Source organism: Pseudomonas sp. 20-5 (assembly GCF_056782835.1).
This window is the reverse complement of the sequence record NZ_CM165584.1, coordinates 5,477,648-5,496,031: the sequence shown is the minus strand read 5'-3', so window position 1 is coordinate 5,496,031 and position 18,384 is coordinate 5,477,648. Positions and strand designations below refer to the sequence as shown.

The following is an 18,384-nucleotide window of genomic DNA, read 5'->3' as shown; positions in this document are numbered from 1 at the left end:
GCGCCATCAATCGGCGCGGCGGCGGCCGCTGATGCGGATCCAGCCTTCGCGCTCGGCGGTCGGGTCGAGATCGAAGTGTGCGGAGTAGGCCGCGCGGACCTCCGCGGCCTGCTCGGCGAGGATGCCGGACAACGCCAGCAGGCCGCCGGGACGTACCAGGCCGGTCAGTTGCGGGGCGAGGGAAACCAGCGGGCCGGCGAGGATATTGGCGACCAGCACGTCGGCCTGTCGCTGCGGCAGGTCCGCCGGCAGGTAGACAGGGAACCGCGCGGGCTCGATACCGTTGCGCGAGGCATTGTCGCGCGAGGCTTCCAGGGCCTGTGGATCGATGTCGGTGCCGACCGCCCGTTCGGCGCCGAGCAGCAGCGCGGCGATGGCGAGGATTCCCGAGCCGCAGCCGAAATCGAGCACCTGCCGGCCGGCCAGTTCCTGGCCGTCGAGCCATTCCAGGCACAGCGCGGTGGTCGGGTGGGTGCCGGTGCCGAAGGCCAGGCCCGGATCGAGCAGCAGGTTGACCGCGTCCGGCTCGGGGGCGGCGTGCCAGCTCGGCACGATCCACAGGCGGCGGCCGAAACGCATCGGCTGGAAGTTGTCCATCCAGCTGCGTTCCCAATCCTGGTCGGCGATTTCCTCGACATGGTGCTCGGGCAGGTCGCCGCCGGTAAGCAAGGCGAGGTGGGCGAGCAGGGCGGTCTCATCGGTGTCCGCTTCGAACAGCGCCAGCAGGTGGGTGCGCGACCACAGCGGGGTGGTGCCGAGGTCCGGCTCGAAGATCGGCTGGTCTTCGGCGTCCATGAAGGTCACGGAGACGGCGCCGACTTCGAGCAGGGCGTCTTCGTAGGTTTCGGCCTGTTCCGGGGTGATGGCCAGGCGAACTTGTAACCAGGGCATGGGGCGACCTCTGTTGCGGCTGTAAACGAAACGGGCCGCCCAGGGGCGACCCGTTTTCCACCGCGCAAGCTTACTTGAGGCTAGCCGGCGCTGCCACTCTCTGCCGTGGCCTCGCCGCGCAGTTGCGCCAGGCCGCGATTGGCCAGGTGGCAGGTACCGCCGCCGAGCACCGCCGGCAGCAGCAGGTTGAGCAGCGGCACCAGCGCCAGGAGCAGTATCAGCAGGCCGAACAGCAACAGGCTGCCGCGGCGAGCACGAAGCACGGCGAGCTGCTCGCCGGCATCGGCCAGCCCGGCCAGCGTGGCGGGCAGCAGGAAGCGGATGTTCAGGTAGGCCAGCGCCAGCAGCAGGAGTACACCGTTGTAGAGCGGAACCAGCAGGCCGACCAGGATCGATCCGGAAACGCCCAGCCAGGGTGCCAGGCGGAAGCCGGCGGCACGCCACAGCGAGATCCTTTCGCCGGAGGCAGGTGCCAGTCGCGGGTAGCGTTGGCGGACCTGTTCCTTCAGTTGTCCGAGCAGGCCGATGCGCAGGCCCAGGCGGATGCCGAAGACGATGCTGGCGGCGTACAGGGCGACGAAGAACAGCGCGGCATAGCCGACGAAATAGAACGCCAGTTGCGCCAGTCCCGCCAGGCCGTTGAAGGCCGCCAGCGGATCGAAGTACGGGCCACCGCTGCCGGCCTCGATCAGCGAGCCGCTGGGGATCAGGGCGAAGTTGGCCACGCTGAATGCCGTGTACAGCGCGGCCCAGCCGCAGAGGCGGATGATCGGTTCGAAGAAATGCACGAACAGCCAGGTGCACAGCACGCTGACGAGAATGCACAGGCTCGCGGAGCGGAAGAGTGCGGCGGGTTGCAGGCTTTCCCTGAAACCCAGGGCGAAGCAGGTCGCGGCCTCGGTCGCGGCGGCCAGCGATTGGCGGTACCAGCGGCGGATGCGTTCCATGCAGGAGTCCGGTGGTGGAGGGGCGACGAGGATAGCACCGTTGGGGCGGCCGGCAGGCGGAAACGACAAGGGCCGCCCGGAGGCAGCCCTTGTGCGCAGCGACTGACGGATCAGTGCTTGTCCATACCCAGTTTCTTCTCCAGGTAATGGATGTTCACCCCGCCCTTGCAGAAGGCGGCGTCGCGCACCAGGTCCTTGTGCAGTTCGGTATTGGTCTTGATACCGTCGACGATCAACTCGTCCAGGGCATTGCGCATCCGCGCCAGCGCCTCGTCGCGGTCGGCACCGTAGGTGATGACCTTGCCGACCAGCGAGTCGTAGTTCGGCGGCACGCTGTAGCCGCTGTAGAGGTGCGAGTCGACGCGCACGCCGTTGCCGCCGGGGGCGTGGAAGTGCTTGACCTTGCCCGGGCTGGGCATGAAGGTCTTCGGGTCTTCGGCGTTGATCCGGCATTCCAGCGCATGGCCGCGGATGACCACGTCCTCCTGGCGGATCGAGAGCTTCTCGCCGGAGGCGATGCGCAGCATCTCCTTGACGATGTCGACACCGGTGACCATCTCAGATACCGGGTGCTCCACCTGCACGCGAGTGTTCATCTCGATGAAGTAGAAGCGGCCGTTCTCGTAGAGGAACTCGAAGGTGCCGGCGCCGCGGTAGCCGATCTCGATGCAGGCCTGGACGCAGCGGGCGAAGACTTCCTGACGGGCCTTCTCGTCGATGCCGGGGGCCGGCGCCTCTTCGATCACCTTCTGGTGGCGGCGCTGCAGGGAGCAGTCGCGGTCGCCGAGGTGGATGGCGTTGCCCTGGCCGTCGGAAAGCACCTGGACTTCCACGTGGCGCGGGTTGGTCAGGAACTTCTCCAGGTAGACCATCGGGTTGCCGAACGCCGCGCCGGCCTCGGTGCGGGTCAGCTTGGCCGACTTGATCAGCTCGGATTCGTCGTAGACCACGCGCATGCCGCGACCACCGCCGCCGCCGGCGGCCTTGATGATCACCGGGTAGCCGACCTCGCGGGCGATCGCCAGGGCGGTTTCTTCATCTTCCGGCAGCGGGCCGTCGGAGCCCGGCACGGTGGGGACGCCGGCGCGCTTCATGGCGTCCTTGGCCGAGACCTTGTCGCCCATCAGGCGGATCACCTCGGCGGTCGGGCCGACGAAGGTGAAGCCGGAGCGTTCGATCTGCTCGGCGAAGTCGGCGTTCTCGGCGAGGAAGCCGTAGCCGGGGTGGATCGCGGTGGCGCCGGTGACCTCGGCCGCGGCGATGATCGCCGGGATCTGCAGGTACGACTGGGTGGCCGGGGCCGGACCGATGCACACCGATTCGTCGGCGAGCGACAGGTGCATCAACTCGCGGTCGGCGGTGGAGTGTACCGCCACCGTCTTGATCCCCAGCTCCTTGCATGCGCGAAGGATGCGCAAGGCGATTTCGCCGCGGTTGGCGATCAGCACTTTTTCCAACATCGCAGGTTCCCCGCGGCTTAGACGATGGTGAACAGCGGCTGGTCGAACTCAACCGGCTGGCCGTTCTCCACCAGGATCGACTCGATGGTGCCGCTAACTTCGGCTTCGATGTGGTTCATCATCTTCATGGCTTCGACGATGCACAGGATGTCGCCTTTCTTCACGCTCTGGCCGACTTCGACGAAGTTGGCCGAGGTCGGCGAGGCGGCGCGGTAGAAGGTGCCGACCATCGGCGAGCGAACCACGTTGCCGTTCAGCTTCGGCGCGGCCGGGGCGCTTTCCGCGGCAGCGGCGGCCGGAGCGGCGGCTGCCGGCGCCGGCACCGGCGCGGCGACCGGAGCGGCGAAGGCCGGAGCCTGTGCGTACACCGGCTGGGCGGCGGTCTTGCTGTGGCGGCTGATGCGTACCGACTCTTCGCCTTCGCGGATTTCCAGCTCGTCGATACCGGACTCTTCCAGCAGCTCGATCAGTTTCTTGACTTTACGAATGTCCATTAGCGCTAGCACTCCCAGTGAGGTCAGGGGCGTTGAAGTTGTTCAAGGGCGGATTCCAGGGCCAGGCGGTAGCCTGTGGCGCCGAGACCGCAGATCACCCCTACCGCCACGTCGGAGAAGTAGGAGTGATGCCGGAAAGGTTCACGTTTGTGCACGTTCGACAGGTGCACTTCGATGAATGGGATGCTCACCGCAAGCAGCGCGTCACGTAACGCGACGCTGGTATGGGTGAATGCCGCCGGATTGATGATGATGAAGTCCACGCCTTCGTCGCGCGCGGCATGGATCCGGTCGATCAGTTCGTATTCGGCGTTGCTTTGCAGATGCAGCAGGTGGTGGCCGGCTTCGCGGGCGCGGCGCTCGAGGTCCTGGTTGATCTGCCCGAGGGTGGTCGAACCGTAGGTGCCGGGCTCGCGGGTGCCCAGCAGGTTCAGATTCGGCCCGTGCAATACGAGGAGGGTCGCCATTGTCTTGTTGATTGTCCTGTACAGGCTGCAAACGGCAAGCGGGCACTATGCCGGAATTTCCGTATGACTGTCCAGTCACTGTTAGATTGCAGTAGATCGCCGCATGTTGACCGGCAATTGCGGCAGAAGTATGTCAGCGCATGTCACTGCCGGGTAGCGGCCCGGCGCAGTCGTTCGGCGAGCCCGGCGGCGTCGATCTCTCCGATGACGCGCAAGTCGCTCCATTCGTCACCGCCCGGGGCGAAGAACAGGATCGCCGGCGGACCGAACAGGTTGTAGCGGTCCAGCAGGCCGCGCTGGGCCGGGTTGCTTTCGGTGATGTCGAAGCGCAGCAGGCGGTAGGCCGGCAGTCGTGCCTGCACCGTGGGATCGGTGAGAACCTGGCGCTCGATGACCTTGCAACTGATGCACCAGTCCGCATACCAGTCCAGCAGCACCGGCTTGCCGGCCTGACGTGCCTCGGCCAGGGCGGCGTCCAACTGCGCCGGGGTGGTCAGGTTCTGCCATTCGCCGGGCGTGCTCGGCGGCCCGGCATGGATCGACGGCACCGAGCGGCCCAGCGGATGGATCGGGTCCGACTCGCCCTGCAGGGCGCCGATCCAGGCGGCCACCGCGTAGGTCAGGAACATCAGGCCAAGCAGTTGCAGCAGGCGGCGTGCGGCGCTCTTCGGGGTGAATTCGAGGGCGCCCAGGGCCAGGCCGGCGCCGCCGGCGAGCATGCCCCAGAGCATCAGCGCCACCGGGCCGGACACCACCCGCTCCAGCAGCCACACGGCGACCGCCAGCAACAGCACGCCGAAGGCGTTGCGCACGCCATTCATCCAGGCTCCGCTCTTGGGCAGCAGGGCGCCGCCGCCGGCGCCGAACACCACCAGCGGCGTACCCATGCCCAGGCCGAGGGCGAACAGTTGCAGGCCGCCCCCCCAGGCATCGCCGCTGGCGCTGATATAGAGCAGCGAGGCGGCCAGCGGGGCGGAGACGCAGGGCGAGACCAGCAGGCTGGAAAGCACGCCGAGGGTGGCCGCGCCGAGGATCGAGCCGCCGCGCGCATCGCCGGCCAGGCGGTCGAGCGGTTCGCGGATGAAGCCGGGCAGGCGTAGCTCGAAGAAGCCGAACATGGCCACGGCGAACAGCGCGAAGAACGCCGCGAATGGCACCAGTACCCAGGGCGACTGCAATTGCGCCTGGAGATTGAGGCTGGCGCCGAACATGCCCATCAGCGCGCCGAGCAGGGCGAAGCAGAGCGCCATCGGCAGCACGTAGGCGAGCGACAGGACGAAGCCGCGACCACCGCCCGGCCGGCCGCGCAGGACCACTCCGGAGAGGATCGGCAGCATCGGCAGCACGCAGGGGGTGAAGGTCAGGGTCAGGCCGGCGAGGAAGAAGAACAGCAGGCTGCGCTTGCCCTTGTGTTCGAGCGGGTCCTTGCTGGCCGCGTCGTTCGCGGCTGGCGTCGCGGCACCGCCGTCGATGTCGAAGCGCCTGGTTTCCGGGGGGTAGCAGAGGCCCTTGTCGGCGCAGCCCTGGTAGGTCACCACCAGGGTATAGGGCTGCCGGGCCGGGTTGTTCAGGGGAATCTCCAGGTCGACGATGTTGTAGTAGACCTCGGTATCGCCGAAGTACTCGTCGTGGTGCTGCTTGCCCGCCGGCAGTTGCACCTGGCCGAGGCTGACCTGGGCTGGCTCGACCTTGAACTGGAAGCGGTGGCGGTAGAGGTAGTAGCCCTCGGCGTTGACGAAGCGCAGCAGCACGTGCTGCGCGTCGCTGCGCTCGACGCTGGGCTTGAACGCCTGGTCGACCTTGAGGAAGTCGCCGCCATCGAGGCCGCCGCCGAGGGAGGCGCCGGGACGGCTGTCGAAAAGGCCCGCGCCGGCGGGCAGGGCGACCAGCAGGAGGATCAGGGTCAGCAGGCGGCGCATGGATATCTCGTCGGATCAAAAGCCGGAATGATAGCGGAAAGCCGGGCCCGATCGAGCCCCGTGCGGCTGATCAGGTCCTGCCCCGGTTCCGCTGAGCGGTATCCGACCGGTCCGAAGCCAGACGGTTCCCCTGGCGCCTTGCGGCACGTCGCCGCAGGGTCACAGGCGGAAGGCCTGCACCGTGGTGCGCAGGTCGCCGCCCAGTTGCCGCAGTTGCTCGCCCTGTTCGCGGCTATGGCCGATCAGCCGCAGATTTTCCCCGCCCAGGGCGTGGATGCGTTCGCTGTGCGAGCGAATCTCGCCGACCGCCTGGCTCTGCTGGGTCGAGCCTTCGGCGATGCGTTCGGCCATCACGCCGATGGTATGGATCGCGGCGACCACTTCGTCCAGTGCGCCCTCCGCCGCGCCGGCCTGTTCGGCGGTGCGTTCGGCATGCTCGACCTGGCTGCGCATGGCCTCCACCGATTGCCGCGCGGCCTGTTGCAGGCGGCCGATGAGCTGCTGGATCTCCTCGGTGGCGCCGGCGGTGCGCTGGGCCAGCGAGCGGACTTCCTCGGCGACCACGGCGAAGCCACGGCCCTGGTCGCCGGCGCGGGCGGCCTCGATGGCGGCATTGAGGGCGAGCAGGTTGGTCTGTTCGGCGATCGAGCGGATCACCGTCAGCACGCTGCCGATGGTCGCCGACTCCTCGGCCAGGCGTTCGATCGACTGGGCGTTGCCCTGCACCTCGTCGACCAGCTCGCGCAGGCCGCCCAGGCTCTCGCCGATCACCCGCTGGCCATGCTCCACTGCCTGGCCTGCGCTGCGACTGGCGTCGGCGGTCTGGCTGGCGTCTCCGGCGACCTGCTGGATCGCCGCTTCCATGTCGCCGAGGGCGTCGCGGATCTGCCCGGTATCGCCGGCCTGGCGCTCGACCCCGGCGTGCAGGCCGCTGCTGACCTCGGCCAGGGTCTGGCTGCTGCCGGCGACCTGTTCGGCGCGGCGGTGGATCGCGCCGACCAGCTCGGCGAGGAAGCTGCGCAGGCGGTTCAGCGAATCCTCCAGGTTGCGCAGGTCCTCGGTGCGGGTACGCAGGGATATGGGGCGTGAGAAGTCGCCGTCGGCCCAGGCCGAGAGCGCCGGCACCAGTTGCCCGAGGACCCGTGCCAGGCGCCTTTGCAGGCTGTCGATGGCGAGGGCGATGAGCAGGATCAGGGCGATCATCCCACCCTGGATCAGGCGTACCTGGCTTTGCAGGCGCTGGCGCTCGCCGCGCACCTGCGGCTCCAGGGTGGCCAGGGCCTGGCGCACCGCGTCCAGTTTGGCGCCGGTGTCGGCGGACAGTTGCTGGCGACGCTCGATCAGGTCGCGGGTGCGGCGCAACTCGTCCGGATAGCGTTGCAGCAGGCTGGCGAGTTCGCGCCGCAGCGCCACGCCGCGGTCTTCGGCATTGCCGGCGCCAGCCTCGACGTCGCCGGCCAGCCCCATCATGGCGGCGAAGTCGTCGCTGGCCGAGCGTTGCTCGTCGAGCACGCCGAGCAGCGGCAAGGCCTCGATCCGCCCGGCCTGCTCGCGCAGGTTGGCCAGTTCGCGTTCGACGTCGCCGGCCAGGGCCGGGTTGGCGCTTTCCACCAGCTTGGCGCGGGCCAGGCTGAGGCGGGTCAGGTGCAGGCTGGCGAGCAGCAGCGGGGTGCGGTAGGCGCCGGCCAGGGGCTGCTCCGTCGCGGCATCCAGGTAGGCGGACCATTGTTCCAGGTTGCCGGCGAGGTCGCGCTCGGCCTGTAGCAGCAGGCCCTGCGGGTCGCCGGCGAGCTTGCCGGCGGCGAGCAGATCGCCGGCGCTGAATTCGCGCAACTCCGCGAGGCTTGGCGCGAGGGTCCGGGCGAGGTCCGGCGGTAGCTCCGGCAAGGCCTCGGCGAGGCTTTCCAGGGCCTGCAGCGCGGCCTGCTGGCGTACGGCGTCGCCGCTGCCGAGGTACTGGCGGACGTTGCGCGCGACCTGTTCGTCGAAGCGCTGCGACAGCTCCAGGTACTGGTCGAGCAACTGGAACGGGCGCTCCATGGCGCGTTGCGACCACCACAGGGTGATTCCCAGGGCGAGGCAGACGGTGAGCAGGAGCAGGGTGTTGAGATTGGTGAGTTGCTTGAGGCGCATGGCGGGTCTCGTCCGACTACGGAGCGGCGAGACCGCAGGTTATTTCCGTTTGGTTACCAGGTGATGACAAAGAGCCATTACCGGGCGTCGGGACGATATACCTCGATCCGGTTGCGTCCGCCGTGCTTGGCCCGGTACAGCGCTTCGTCGGCCTGCTTGGCCATGCTCTTGATATCGAGGTCCGGGGTCAGCTCGGCGATGCCGCAACTGAAGGTGCAGCGCAGGTCGGTCGGTTGCGCCGGGTAGTGGATCTCGGCGAAGCGCTGGCGAATCTCGTCGAGCACCAGGCGCGCGGCGTCCAGATCGGTGTCCGGAAGGACCACGGCGAACTCCTCGCCGCCATAGCGGCCGATGTGGTCGGTCTTGCGCAGGCGCTGCTTGAGAAACAGCGCCAGGCCCTTGATCACCCGGTCGCCCATGGGGTGGCCGAAACGGTCGTTGACCTGCTTGAAGTGGTCGATGTCGAGCATCGCGAAGCTCAGCGGACGGCCATCGCGACGCGCGCGCAGGCGGGCATCCTCGAGCAGTTGCAGGGTATGGGTGTGGTTGTACAGGCCGGTCAGGCTGTCGCGCACCATCCGCGCCTTCAGGCTGCGCGCGCGGCTGGCGCGGGTGCGCACGGTGGCGATCAGGTGGCGCGGGCGGATCGGCTTGGTGAGGAAGTCGTCGCCGCCTTCGCTCATGGCGTCCAGTTGCTTGTCCAGGTCGTCCTCGGCGGACAGGTAGATGATCGGCACGCTGACGTGGCGCTCGTGCTGGCGGATCACCTTGGCCAATTCGGTGCCCAGGCACTCGGGCATGTACATGTCGAGGATGATCAGGTCGGGCTGGAAGTCGCTCAGCTCGGCCATCACCGACAGTGGCTCGGTGAGTGCGCGGGTGATGATCCCGGCGCTGTTGAGGACCATCTCGGTGTGCAGCGCCTGGGCCCGGGAGTCGTCGACGATCAGTACCCGGTAGGGCTCGTAGAAGCTCAGGCGGCTGAGGGTCTCGATCTTTTCCAGCACGCTGGAGGCGTCCAGGGTGCCGGTGAAGAATTCCTGGCCGCCGGCGCGGGCTGCGGCCAGGCGGGTCGGGGTGTCGGTCTCGCTGTCGCTGAAGAACAGCACCGGCAGCTTGTGTTCGAGGCCGGCCTGGGCCTCGCTGGCCAGTCGCAGGCCCATGTCGGGGCCGGCGAAGTCGACTTCCATGACGATCGCCGCCGGGTAGCGTTCGCGCATGCTGGCGCGGAAGGCGTCGGCGGTCTCGCAGCTCAGCGCCTGCAGACCGAAGAACTCCAGTTGCTGGGCCAGGCGCTCGGCGCGTTCGCGGTCCTTCAGTGCCAGGTAGACCGGTTTGCGCAATGGCGGCAGGACGGTGTGCTCGAGCTGGTCGCCATGCCGCAGGCCGGTGCGCGACAGGCGCTGCATCAACTGGTTGAGTTCGCTGATCGACTCGCTGGAAAGCCGGCCGCGGTTGGCCTCGACGACGTCCAGGGTACGGTCGATGGCACCGGCCAACTGGGCATGCTCGGCTTGCTCGAAGCGTTCGGCGTAGCGCTGCAGGCGCAGGGTGGCGTCGGCCAGTTCTTCCATGCCGTCGCTGTTCCACTCCGCGCGGGTCAGGCGTTGCCAGACCTCCAGAACCTGGCGCGCCTGGTTGATCACTCGCTGGGCGAAGTGGTGCTTCAGGCGGTCCAGGGTCGGGTCATCGTGCTCGGTCATCATGACGCGCTTCTTTCGTGGTCTTCGCGGCAGAGCGTCGCTGCGAATGATGGCTCTATGCTATCACCTATCGCCATGAAAGCCAGCGGCCGTTGGGCGGCTGACGAGAGGAGCCTTTTCTTTTCCAAATGTCATCCCCACCTGTTGGTGGGTGCCTTTGTGCGACGGACTACGGCATGCTTATGCCTGTTTCGGAAAATTCTCACTGAGCATTCCGGCACAAAACCGGCTTCCACTACGCTGAAAGCCGACGATGCCGAGGTTTTCGGCGTCCTGGAAGGGTTGGCGCTTGGCACGGAACGCGTTCGCCATGGTCCAATCCCCCATCTATCGAGCTGTTTTAAGGACCCTTGCCATGCTGGACTGGAAGAAGCGTCGTGGGACCATGCGCGATCGCGTGGACAATTCCGTGGATGATGTGCGTACCTACTTCGGCGGCCCCTGGCTGGTGCGCGTGGTGGGAGGCCTGCTGGGCGTCTACCTGCTGGTGGCGATGCTGGTCGGCTGGTACTGGAGCCAGGAACCCGACCTGTTCCCCGTGCAGCAGGACGCCCAGGCCGCCGCCGAGCGCGCCGGGCGGCAGATGGTCACCGGCTACACCACGGTGGAGACCCTCAAGGAAGTGGTCGACACCCTGCTGACCAAGCCGGGCGGCTACATCTCCAACGACATCTTCCCGCCGGGCATCTGGATGGACAACATGCCCAGCTGGGAGTATGGCGTGCTGGTCCAGGTGCGTGACATCAGCCGGGCGCTGCGCAAGGACTTCGCCCGTTCGCAGTCGCAGTCCACCGAGGACGCCGACCTGGCTCGCGCCGAGCCGCGCTTCAACTTCGACAACAAGAGCTGGGCGCTGCCGGCGTCCGAGTCGGAGTACCAGGAAGGCATCAAGTCGCTGGACCGCTACCTGGCCCGCCTGTCCGACCCGAACCAGCCCAACGCGCAGTTCTATGCCCGCGCCGACAACCTGAACAACTGGCTGGGCGACGTCGCCACCCGCCTGGGCTCGCTGTCCCAGCGCCTGTCGGCGAGCGTCGGCCGGGTCAAGCTGAACACCAACATCAAGAACCCCGAAGAAGTACAGCCGGGCGAGGCGCCCAAGGTCGAGGAAGTGGTCCAGGAAACCCCCTGGCTGCAGATCGACAACGTCTTCTACGAGGCCCGGGGCCAGGCCTGGGCGCTGTCGCACCTGCTGCGCGCCATCGAGGTCGACTTCGCCGACGTGCTGGCGAAGAAGAACGCCACGGTCAGCGTGCGGCAGATCATCCGCGAACTGGAGGCCGCGCAGGAGCCGTTGTGGAGCCCGATGGTGCTGAACGGCAGCGGCTACGGCATCCTGGCCAACCACTCGCTGGTGATGGCCAACTACATTTCCCGCGCCAACGCCGCGGTGATCGACCTGCGCCAGCTGCTTTCCCAGGGCTGACCCATGGCCGCGCCGATCAGCGCCGAAGAGGTGGCCCACCGGGCCGCCTCCGACGCCGAACTCATCGCCTGGGTCGACGAGCAGGACCGCCCGCTCGGTAGCCTGCCGCGCGCGGAGCTGCGCGAGCGCGGGCTGATCGGTCGCGGCACCTTCATCCTGCTGTTCAACTCCGCCGGCGAGCTGTGCGTGCAGCGCCGGACCCTGAGCAAGGCGGTCTATCCGGGGTACTGGGACCTCGCCGCCGGCGGCATGGTCCAGGCCGGCGAGCCCTACGCCGACTCCGCCGCCCGCGAACTGGAGGAAGAGCTGGGAATTCGCGACGCGGTCCTGCGCGAACATGGCCGCTTCTTCTTCGACGAACCGGGCAACCGGCTTTGGTGCGCGGTGTTTTCCGCCGTCTCCGATGCGCCCTTGCGTCTGCAGGCGGAGGAAATCTCCGAAGCCCGCTTCATCCGTCCCGAACTGGCGCTGGAAGAGGCTCGCAGCCTGCCGTACTGCCCCGATTCCCTGCAGGCGTTGCGCCTGTACCTGGATGCCTGAGCCGCGGATGTCGCCATTTCACCGATCAATGGCGCATTTTCGCTCTTAGCATTTGCTCGCAATGCTGCTAAATTGCGCGACCTTTTCGGGCGGTCCCCATGCCGCCCCTGCGCAGCCCCTGCCTGAGTGGGGCGTCGCGGTCGGCTCCCGCCGGCCATCGTTGTTGACCTGGCCCGTCGAGGCCATTCTGGGGGAAACGCCCGGTGGTCAAAAAAGCTTCGTCCCTGTCCGCCCTCGGCGGGCTGGTGTATTCCACGGATGGCGGCCGGCATTGCCCGGACTGCCAGCAACCCAAAGACGCCTGCATCTGCGGGCAGGCCGTAGCGCCTGTCGGCGACGGGATCGCGCGCGTGCGCCGCGAGACCAAGGGCCGCGGCGGCAAGACGGTGACCACCATCAGTGGCCTGCCGCTCGCCGGCGATGCGCTCAAGGAGCTGGCCAGCGCGCTGAAGCGGCGCTGCGGCACCGGCGGCAGTCTCAAGGACGGCGTGGTGGAGATCCAGGGCGAGCATGTCGAACTGCTGATCGACGAACTCCTCAAGCGCGGTTTCAAGGCGAAGAAGTCCGGCGGCTGACCGCGTTCTCCCCTGCAGAGAGCGGGCAGGTCCGGCACCGCGAAGGCCGCACCAGCCCTTTCCCTAGATGGGAGACTGCGGATACCCGCATGAGCGGATTTCCTCGGCTTTCCTAAACTACCGCCCAGTGTGGCGGTCAACACGGCAACGTCACATCCTCCGGCTAGCCTCCACCACAGGCGTGCCGGCCCAGGGCCATCCGGAGATCCCGGCGCCCGCCCGACCCCGAACATTGAGGAGATCACCGCGCATGGCCGCTCGACGGACTCGCAAAGACGATGGCAGCAACTGGACCGTGGCCGACAGCCGCGGCGTATACGGCATCCGCCACTGGGGTGCGGGTTATTTCGCCATCAACGATGGCGGCAATGTCGAAGTGCGTCCGCAGGGCGCCGACTCGACGCCCATCGATCTCTACGAGCTGGTCGGCCAGTTGCGCGAGGCGGGCCTGAGCCTGCCGCTGCTGGTGCGCTTCCCGGATATCCTGCAGGACCGCGTGCGCAAGCTCACCGGCGCCTTCGACGCGAACATCGAGCGCCTCGAATACCAGAGCCGCTATACCGCGCTGTATCCGATCAAGGTCAACCAGCAGGAAGCGGTGGTGGAGAACATCATCGCCACCGAGAACGTCTCCATCGGCCTGGAGGCAGGCTCCAAGCCGGAACTCATGGCGGTGCTGGCGCTGGCCCCGAAGGGCGGCACCATCGTCTGCAACGGCTACAAGGACCGCGAGTTCATCAAGCTGGCGCTGATGGGACAGAAGCTCGGGCACAACGTGTTCATCGTGATCGAGAAGGAATCCGAGGTGCAGCTGGTGATCGAGGAGGCCGCCAACGTCGGCGTGCAGCCCCAGGTCGGCCTGCGCGTGCGGCTATCCTCGCTGGCTTCGTCGAAGTGGGCAGACACCGGTGGCGAGAAGGCCAAGTTCGGCCTTTCCGCCGCCCAGCTGCTGTCGGTGGTCGAGCGCTTCCGCCAGGCCGGTCTCGACCAGGGCGTGCGCCTGCTGCATTTCCACATGGGCTCGCAGATCGCCAACCTGGCCGACTACCAGCACGGCTTCAAGGAAGCCATCCGCTACTACGGCGAGCTGCGCGCGCTCGGCCTGCCGGTGGATCACATCGACGTTGGCGGCGGCCTCGGCGTCGACTACGACGGCACCCATTCGCGCAACGCCAGCTCGATCAACTACGACATCGATGACTATGCCGGCGTGGTGGTCGGCATGCTCAAGGAGTTCTGCGACGCCCAGGGCCTGCCGCATCCGCACATCTTCTCGGAGAGCGGCCGGGCGCTGACCGCGCACCATGCGGTGCTGATCACCCAGGTCACCGACGTCGAGCGGCACAACGACGACGTGCCGAAGATCGTCGATCTCGACGAGCAGCCGGAGATCGTCCGCTGGCTGGCCGAACTGCTCGGCCCGACCGATGCCGAGATGGTCACCGAGACCTACTGGCGCGCCACCCACTACATCGGCGACGCCGCCGCGCAGTATGCCGACGGCAAGATCAGCCTGGCGCAGAAAGCCCTCGCCGAGCAGTGCTACTTCGCTATCTGCCGGCGCCTGCACAACCAGCTCAAGGCCCGCCAGCGCTCCCACCGGCAGGTCCTCGACGAACTCAACGACAAGCTCGCCGACAAGTACATCTGCAACTTCTCGGTGTTCCAGAGCCTGCCGGATACCTGGGCCATCGGCCAGGTGCTGCCGATCCTGCCGCTGCACCGCCTGGGCGAGGAGCCGGATCGGCGCGCGGTACTGCAGGACCTGACCTGCGACTCCGACGGCAAGATCACCCAGTACGTCGACGAGCAGAGCATCGAGACCAGCCTGCCGGTGCACGAGGTGAAGGAGGGCGAGGACTACCTGATCGGGGTATTCCTGGTCGGCGCCTACCAGGAGATCCTCGGCGACATGCACAACCTGTTCGGCGACACCGACTCGGTGAACGTCTACCAGCGCGCAGACGGCGGCATCTATCACGCCGGCATCGAGACCCACGACACCATCGAGGACATGCTGCGCTACGTGCACCTGTCGCCGGAGGAACTGATGACCCTCTACCGCGACAAGGTCGCCGGGGCCAAGCTCACCGCCCGCGAGCGCAACCAGTACCTGGATGCGCTGCGCCTGGGGCTGACCCGCTCGGCGTACCTGTCCTGACTGGCTAGCCCGTCGGCGACGGGAAGCGAACCAGGCAATGGCCGGCGGGCGCGAGGCGCCCGCCGGCCGTTTCGTTTCCGTTGTCTGGGAGTTCCGCGCAACCCTTCATTTCTACTTCCCTGCCGGCGGTGGACGTCGGCGTGGTTGCCTGCTGTGTCCGGCGGATAACGCTTCGCAGCATTCGTCCTACCCGTGGGGGGGAAGGGCCGGACGTTTCCAGCGGCTCCTGGATGCTCCGCGCCTCAGAAGTATTTCAACCAGGCGATATCCCGCCGCCGCGCCTTGAAACCGGCGAACCAGTGCACCGCCGGGTACAGCGTCACGGCCAGCAGGATGCTGCACAGCCATAGCGCCGGCACCGAGGAGAAACCGAAGTAGTCGCCCCGGTTGGCGCCCCAGATCGCCAGCGCCAGCAGGTACAGCAGCTTCAGTAGGTAGAGATGCAGCAGGTAGAAGAACATCGGCGCTCCGCCGAACGCCACCAGGGCCTTGCCGCGACCGTTCCAGTCCAGGCGTTCGAACCAGGCCAGGAGCAGCAGGCCGATTCCCAGGGTGAGGGCGAGGAACAGCAGCGACGGCGGATACTTGGTGACGTTGAAGAAGCCCATCAGGGTGATCGCCGGCGTCTCGCCGAAGGCCCAGGGTTTCTCGCCATAGCCGTTGAGCAGGCGCAGCAGGATGAAGCCGAGCAGCAGCCCGCCACCGCCCGCCAGGAGGTAGCGTCGGCGCGTGGTCGCCGGCGTGGCGCCGCTGAACCAGTTGCCTGCGGCATAGCCCAGGGCGATCACACCGATCCACGGCAGCAGGGGGTAGGAGGTGCGCAGGCGCAGGGCGTCGCCCGCTTCGATCCAGCCGCGATCGTGGAGCACCGCCCACGGCAGGTGCCAGGCCGAGCCGGGAGTGAAATGCAGCGGATCGAGCAGGTTGTGGCCGGCCACCAGCAGCACGCCGAGCGCCGCGAGCAGAGGGCGCGGCAACCAGAACAGGGCGGCCAGGGCGAGCATGCTCAGGCCGATCGCCCAGATCACCTGGAGATAGATCACCGTCGGCGGCAACTGGAAGGTCCAGGCGAAGTTCACCAGGGTCAGTTCCAGCGCCACCAGGAACAACCCGCGCTTGAACAGGAACGCCGAGACCGCCCGGCGTCCCTGGTGCTTCTCGCCGTAGAGGAATGCCGACAGGCCGGTGAGGAAGACGAACACCGGCGCGCACAGGTGCGCCAGGGTGCGGCTGAGGAACAGCGCCGGCTCGGTGCTGGCGACGTCCATCGGGTCGCCGACCTGGCGGTGCAGGAAAAAGGTCTCGCGGACATGGTCGAGCAGCATGAACAGCATCACCAGGCCGCGCAGGGCGTCGATGCTGTGCAGGCGGGAGGAATTGGAGATGGAGTTGGGCATGGCTGGGCTGGTCGTCGGAAAAGAGGGATGAGTATCACAGCCTGGCGGCGAGACGCGAGATAGAGCCGGGCATTGTATTGCGAGGCCGGAATCGAACTGGTAGCGTTATAGTATATCATTTCTTTTCTGGTGCGATTTCCCATGAGAGTCAGTGTGTCGCTTGTCCTCGGTGTCGGCCTCGGTTGCAGCAGTCCGGCGCTCTGGGCGGAAACGGAAAGTCCCGCAGAGCTTGAGGTCCTCACTGTCACCGCCGAAGCGGAGCGCGCGGAGGGCCCGGTGCAGGGCTACCGGGCCAATCGGACGGCCAGCGCGACGCGCACCGACACCCGTATCGAGGACATCCCGCAAGCCATCAGCGTGGTGCCGCGCCAGGTGCTCGACGACCTTGACAGCGCTCGTATCGAACGGGCGCTGGACTTCGCCGGCGGGGTCTCGCGGCAGAACAACTTCGGCGGCCTGACGATGTTCGAGTACAACGTCCGTGGCTTCACCACTTCGGAGTTCTACCGCGACGGCTTCAGCGCCAACCGCGGCTATATGAACGCCCCGGACAGCGCCACCATCGAGCGCGTGGAAATCCTCAAGGGACCGGCCTCCAGCCTTTACGGGCGCGGCGATCCCGGCGGCACGGTGAACCTGGTGACCAAGAAGCCCCAGGCCGAGCGCTTCGCCCGCCTGCATGCCAGCGCCGGCAGTTGGGACCGCTACCGCTCGACCCTGGACCTGAACACGCCGCTGGACGAAGAGGGCGACCTGCTCTACCGGATGAACCTGGCGGTGGAGGACAGCAAGGGCTTCCGCGACTACGCCGACGGCCAGCGCCTGCTGGTGGCGCCATCGTTCAGCTGGCAACTGGACCCGGACACCTCGTTGCTGGTGGAAGCCGAGGTGGTGCGCAACCGCCAGGTCTTCGACCGCGGCACCGTGGCGCCGCACAACCACCTGGGCAGCCTGCCGCGCTCGCGGTTCTTCGGCGAACCGGACGACGGCAAGATCGACAACAACAACGAAACCCTCCAGGCCACCCTGCGCCATCACTTCAACGAGCAGTGGAGCCTGCGCCTGGCCAGCCACTACAAGCATGGCCACCTGGACGGCTACGCCTCGGAGAACTCCAGCCTCGCCGCCGACGGCTACAGCCTGCGCCGGGAGTACCGCTACCGCGACTTCGAGTGGCACGACAGCATCACCCAGCTCGACCTGCTCGGCGACCTCCATACCGGCTCGATCCGCCACCAGTTGCTGATGGGCCTCGAGTACGAGCGCTACCACAACGACGAACTGATCCTGCGTAGCATCCCGTCGCGCAACCCCTATGCCATCGACATCCGCCGGCCGGTCTACGGCCAGCCGAAACCACCCTTCGGACGCGACGACCGCAACCACGAGGAAGTCGACGCGATGGCCCTCAACCTGCAGGACCAGATCGAGTTCAGCGAGAAATGGCGCGGCCTGCTCGGCGTGCGCTTCGACCGCTACCGCCAGGACATGAACGCCACGCGCCTGAACAATGGCCGCTTCCGCGACACCAGCTCGCAGCAGACCCAGCGTGCCGCCACCCCGCGCATCGGCGTGCTGTACCAGGCGACCCCGGAGGTCGGCCTGTTCGCCAACGCCTCGAAATCCTTCAAGCCCAATGGCGGTACCGACATGGCCGGCAAGGCCTTCGACCCGGAGGAGGGGCGCGGCTACGAGGCGGGGGTGAAGCTCGACCTGCTCGATGGCCGGCTGGGCATGACCCTCGCCGCGTTCCACCTGAAAAAGAAGAACGTGCTCACCGCCGACCCGAGCAATCCCGGTTACCAGCAGACCGCCGGCGAGGCGCGCAGCCAGGGCTTCGACCTGCAGTTCAGCGGCCAGCTCACCGAGCAGTTGCGGCTGATCGGCGCCTACGCCTATATCGACGCCGAAGTGACCAAGGATGAGAACGTCGCTCGCGGCAGCCGCCTGCTCAACGTGCCGAAGCACAGCGGCAGCCTGATGGGCGTCTACGAGTTCCGCGAAGGCTGGCTGCACGGCGCCGATGCCGGCGCGGCGGTCAACTATGTCGGCGAGCGCGTCGGCGACAGCAGCGACAGCGGCTTCGAACTGCCGGCCTACACCACCGTCGACCTGCTCGCGCACTATCCGCTGGCGAGCAATGCCACCCTCGGGGTGAACGTCAACAACCTCTTCGATCGTCGCTACTACGAGCGTTCCTATAACAACGTCTGGGTCGCCCCCGGCGAGCCGCGCAACCTGACCATGAGCCTGACCCTGAACTACTGAGCC

14 protein-coding genes are annotated in these 18,384 nt (G+C 67.3%); 5 read left to right on the top strand and 9 right to left on the bottom strand.

The window, feature by feature from the left end:
- Positions 1–6: 6 nt before the first annotated feature.
- The 8 genes from prmA to gcbA form a co-directional block, all read right to left on the bottom strand.
- Positions 7–891, bottom strand: coding sequence for a 50S ribosomal protein L11 methyltransferase (gene prmA, locus AC1RB9_RS25390; RefSeq protein ID WP_003107506.1), 885 nt, complete (start codon positions 889–891; stop codon positions 7–9).
- 80 nt (positions 892–971) lie between these two features.
- Positions 972–1,838: an EI24 domain-containing protein gene (locus AC1RB9_RS25385; protein WP_003112326.1), complete on the bottom strand. Its 867-nt coding sequence runs from the start codon at positions 1,836–1,838 to the stop codon at positions 972–974.
- A gap of 110 nt (positions 1,839–1,948) precedes the next feature.
- On the bottom strand, positions 1,949–3,298 hold the full coding sequence (accC, locus tag AC1RB9_RS25380; RefSeq protein WP_003095391.1) for an acetyl-CoA carboxylase biotin carboxylase subunit: 1,350 nt from the start codon (positions 3,296–3,298) through the stop codon (positions 1,949–1,951).
- Positions 3,299–3,315: 17 nt separating this feature from the next.
- Entirely contained in the window at positions 3,316–3,792 is a 477-nt protein-coding gene (gene accB / locus AC1RB9_RS25375) for an acetyl-CoA carboxylase biotin carboxyl carrier protein (RefSeq protein ID WP_003457266.1), read from the bottom strand.
- 23 nt (positions 3,793–3,815) lie between these two features.
- Positions 3,816–4,259, bottom strand: a complete 444-nt coding sequence (aroQ, locus tag AC1RB9_RS25370; RefSeq protein ID WP_003095385.1) for a type II 3-dehydroquinate dehydratase — start codon at positions 4,257–4,259, stop codon at positions 3,816–3,818.
- 143 nt (positions 4,260–4,402) lie between these two features.
- The gene (locus AC1RB9_RS25365) at positions 4,403–6,178 is read right to left on the bottom strand and encodes a protein-disulfide reductase DsbD (RefSeq protein WP_003457262.1); all 1,776 of its coding nucleotides are present in this window, start codon (positions 6,176–6,178) and stop codon (positions 4,403–4,405) included.
- A 159-nt stretch (positions 6,179–6,337) separates the two neighbouring features.
- Positions 6,338–8,311 carry a methyl-accepting chemotaxis protein CtpL gene (gene ctpL / locus AC1RB9_RS25360; RefSeq protein WP_003457259.1) on the bottom strand — a complete coding sequence of 658 codons (1,974 nt, stop codon included), beginning with the start codon at positions 8,309–8,311 and terminating at the stop codon, positions 6,338–6,340.
- A 77-nt stretch (positions 8,312–8,388) separates the two neighbouring features.
- On the bottom strand, positions 8,389–10,017 hold the full coding sequence (gcbA, locus tag AC1RB9_RS25355; protein ID WP_003106227.1) for a diguanylate cyclase GcbA: 1,629 nt from the start codon (positions 10,015–10,017) through the stop codon (positions 8,389–8,391).
- A 352-nt stretch (positions 10,018–10,369) separates the two neighbouring features.
- Here gcbA and AC1RB9_RS25350 point away from each other — a divergent pair, with 352 nt between their 5' ends.
- The 4 genes from AC1RB9_RS25350 (at position 10,370) to speA (ending at position 14,716) form a co-directional block, all read left to right on the top strand.
- Positions 10,370–11,440 (top strand): DUF2333 family protein, encoded by a 1,071-nt coding sequence (locus AC1RB9_RS25350; protein WP_003095371.1) that lies wholly within the window; start codon positions 10,370–10,372, stop codon positions 11,438–11,440.
- 3 nt (positions 11,441–11,443) lie between these two features.
- Positions 11,444–11,980 (top strand): NUDIX hydrolase, encoded by a 537-nt coding sequence (locus AC1RB9_RS25345; protein ID WP_003095369.1) that lies wholly within the window; start codon positions 11,444–11,446, stop codon positions 11,978–11,980.
- Positions 11,981–12,183: 203 nt separating this feature from the next.
- Positions 12,184–12,555, top strand: a complete 372-nt coding sequence (locus tag AC1RB9_RS25340; RefSeq protein WP_003106225.1) for a translation initiation factor Sui1 — start codon at positions 12,184–12,186, stop codon at positions 12,553–12,555.
- A gap of 250 nt (positions 12,556–12,805) precedes the next feature.
- A complete protein-coding gene (gene speA, locus AC1RB9_RS25335) occupies positions 12,806–14,716 on the top strand; it encodes an arginine decarboxylase (protein WP_003095365.1) in 1,911 nt (636 codons plus the stop codon).
- 242 nt (positions 14,717–14,958) lie between these two features.
- Here the strand turns inward: speA and AC1RB9_RS25330 are convergent, their stop codons facing one another.
- Positions 14,959–16,113: an acetyltransferase domain-containing protein gene (locus AC1RB9_RS25330; protein WP_003457255.1), complete on the bottom strand. Its 1,155-nt coding sequence runs from the start codon at positions 16,111–16,113 to the stop codon at positions 14,959–14,961.
- A 141-nt stretch (positions 16,114–16,254) separates the two neighbouring features.
- On the opposite strand from AC1RB9_RS25330, the gene cntO reads away from it, so the two are divergent.
- Complete coding sequence (gene cntO / locus AC1RB9_RS25325) at positions 16,255–18,381, top strand: pseudopaline transport outer membrane protein CntO (RefSeq protein WP_023084607.1); 2,127 nt, start codon at positions 16,255–16,257, stop codon at positions 18,379–18,381.
- Positions 18,382–18,384 lie beyond the last annotated feature (3 nt).

Excerpts from the sequence above, each read along its gene's own strand:
- AC1RB9_RS25365 (WP_003457262.1), bottom strand. The coding sequence starts at position 6,178 with ATGCGCCGCCTGCTGACCCTGATCCTCCTGCTGGTCGCCCTGCCCGCC.
- speA (WP_003095365.1), top strand. The coding sequence starts at position 12,806 with ATGGCCGCTCGACGGACTCGCAAAGACGATGGCAGCAACTGGACCGTG.
- AC1RB9_RS25330 (WP_003457255.1), bottom strand. The coding sequence starts at position 16,113 with ATGCCCAACTCCATCTCCAATTCCTCCCGCCTGCACAGCATCGACGCC.
- accC (WP_003095391.1), bottom strand. The coding sequence starts at position 3,298 with ATGTTGGAAAAAGTGCTGATCGCCAACCGCGGCGAAATCGCCTTGCGC.
- gcbA (WP_003106227.1), bottom strand. The coding sequence starts at position 10,017 with ATGATGACCGAGCACGATGACCCGACCCTGGACCGCCTGAAGCACCAC.
- accB (WP_003457266.1), bottom strand. The coding sequence starts at position 3,792 with ATGGACATTCGTAAAGTCAAGAAACTGATCGAGCTGCTGGAAGAGTCC.
- cntO (WP_023084607.1), top strand. The coding sequence starts at position 16,255 with ATGAGAGTCAGTGTGTCGCTTGTCCTCGGTGTCGGCCTCGGTTGCAGC.
- prmA (WP_003107506.1), bottom strand. The coding sequence starts at position 891 with ATGCCCTGGTTACAAGTTCGCCTGGCCATCACCCCGGAACAGGCCGAA.
- AC1RB9_RS25385 (WP_003112326.1), bottom strand. The coding sequence starts at position 1,838 with ATGGAACGCATCCGCCGCTGGTACCGCCAATCGCTGGCCGCCGCGACC.
- AC1RB9_RS25350 (WP_003095371.1), top strand. The coding sequence starts at position 10,370 with ATGCTGGACTGGAAGAAGCGTCGTGGGACCATGCGCGATCGCGTGGAC.
- AC1RB9_RS25345 (WP_003095369.1), top strand. The coding sequence starts at position 11,444 with ATGGCCGCGCCGATCAGCGCCGAAGAGGTGGCCCACCGGGCCGCCTCC.
- aroQ (WP_003095385.1), bottom strand. The coding sequence starts at position 4,259 with ATGGCGACCCTCCTCGTATTGCACGGGCCGAATCTGAACCTGCTGGGC.
- ctpL (WP_003457259.1), bottom strand. The coding sequence starts at position 8,311 with ATGCGCCTCAAGCAACTCACCAATCTCAACACCCTGCTCCTGCTCACC.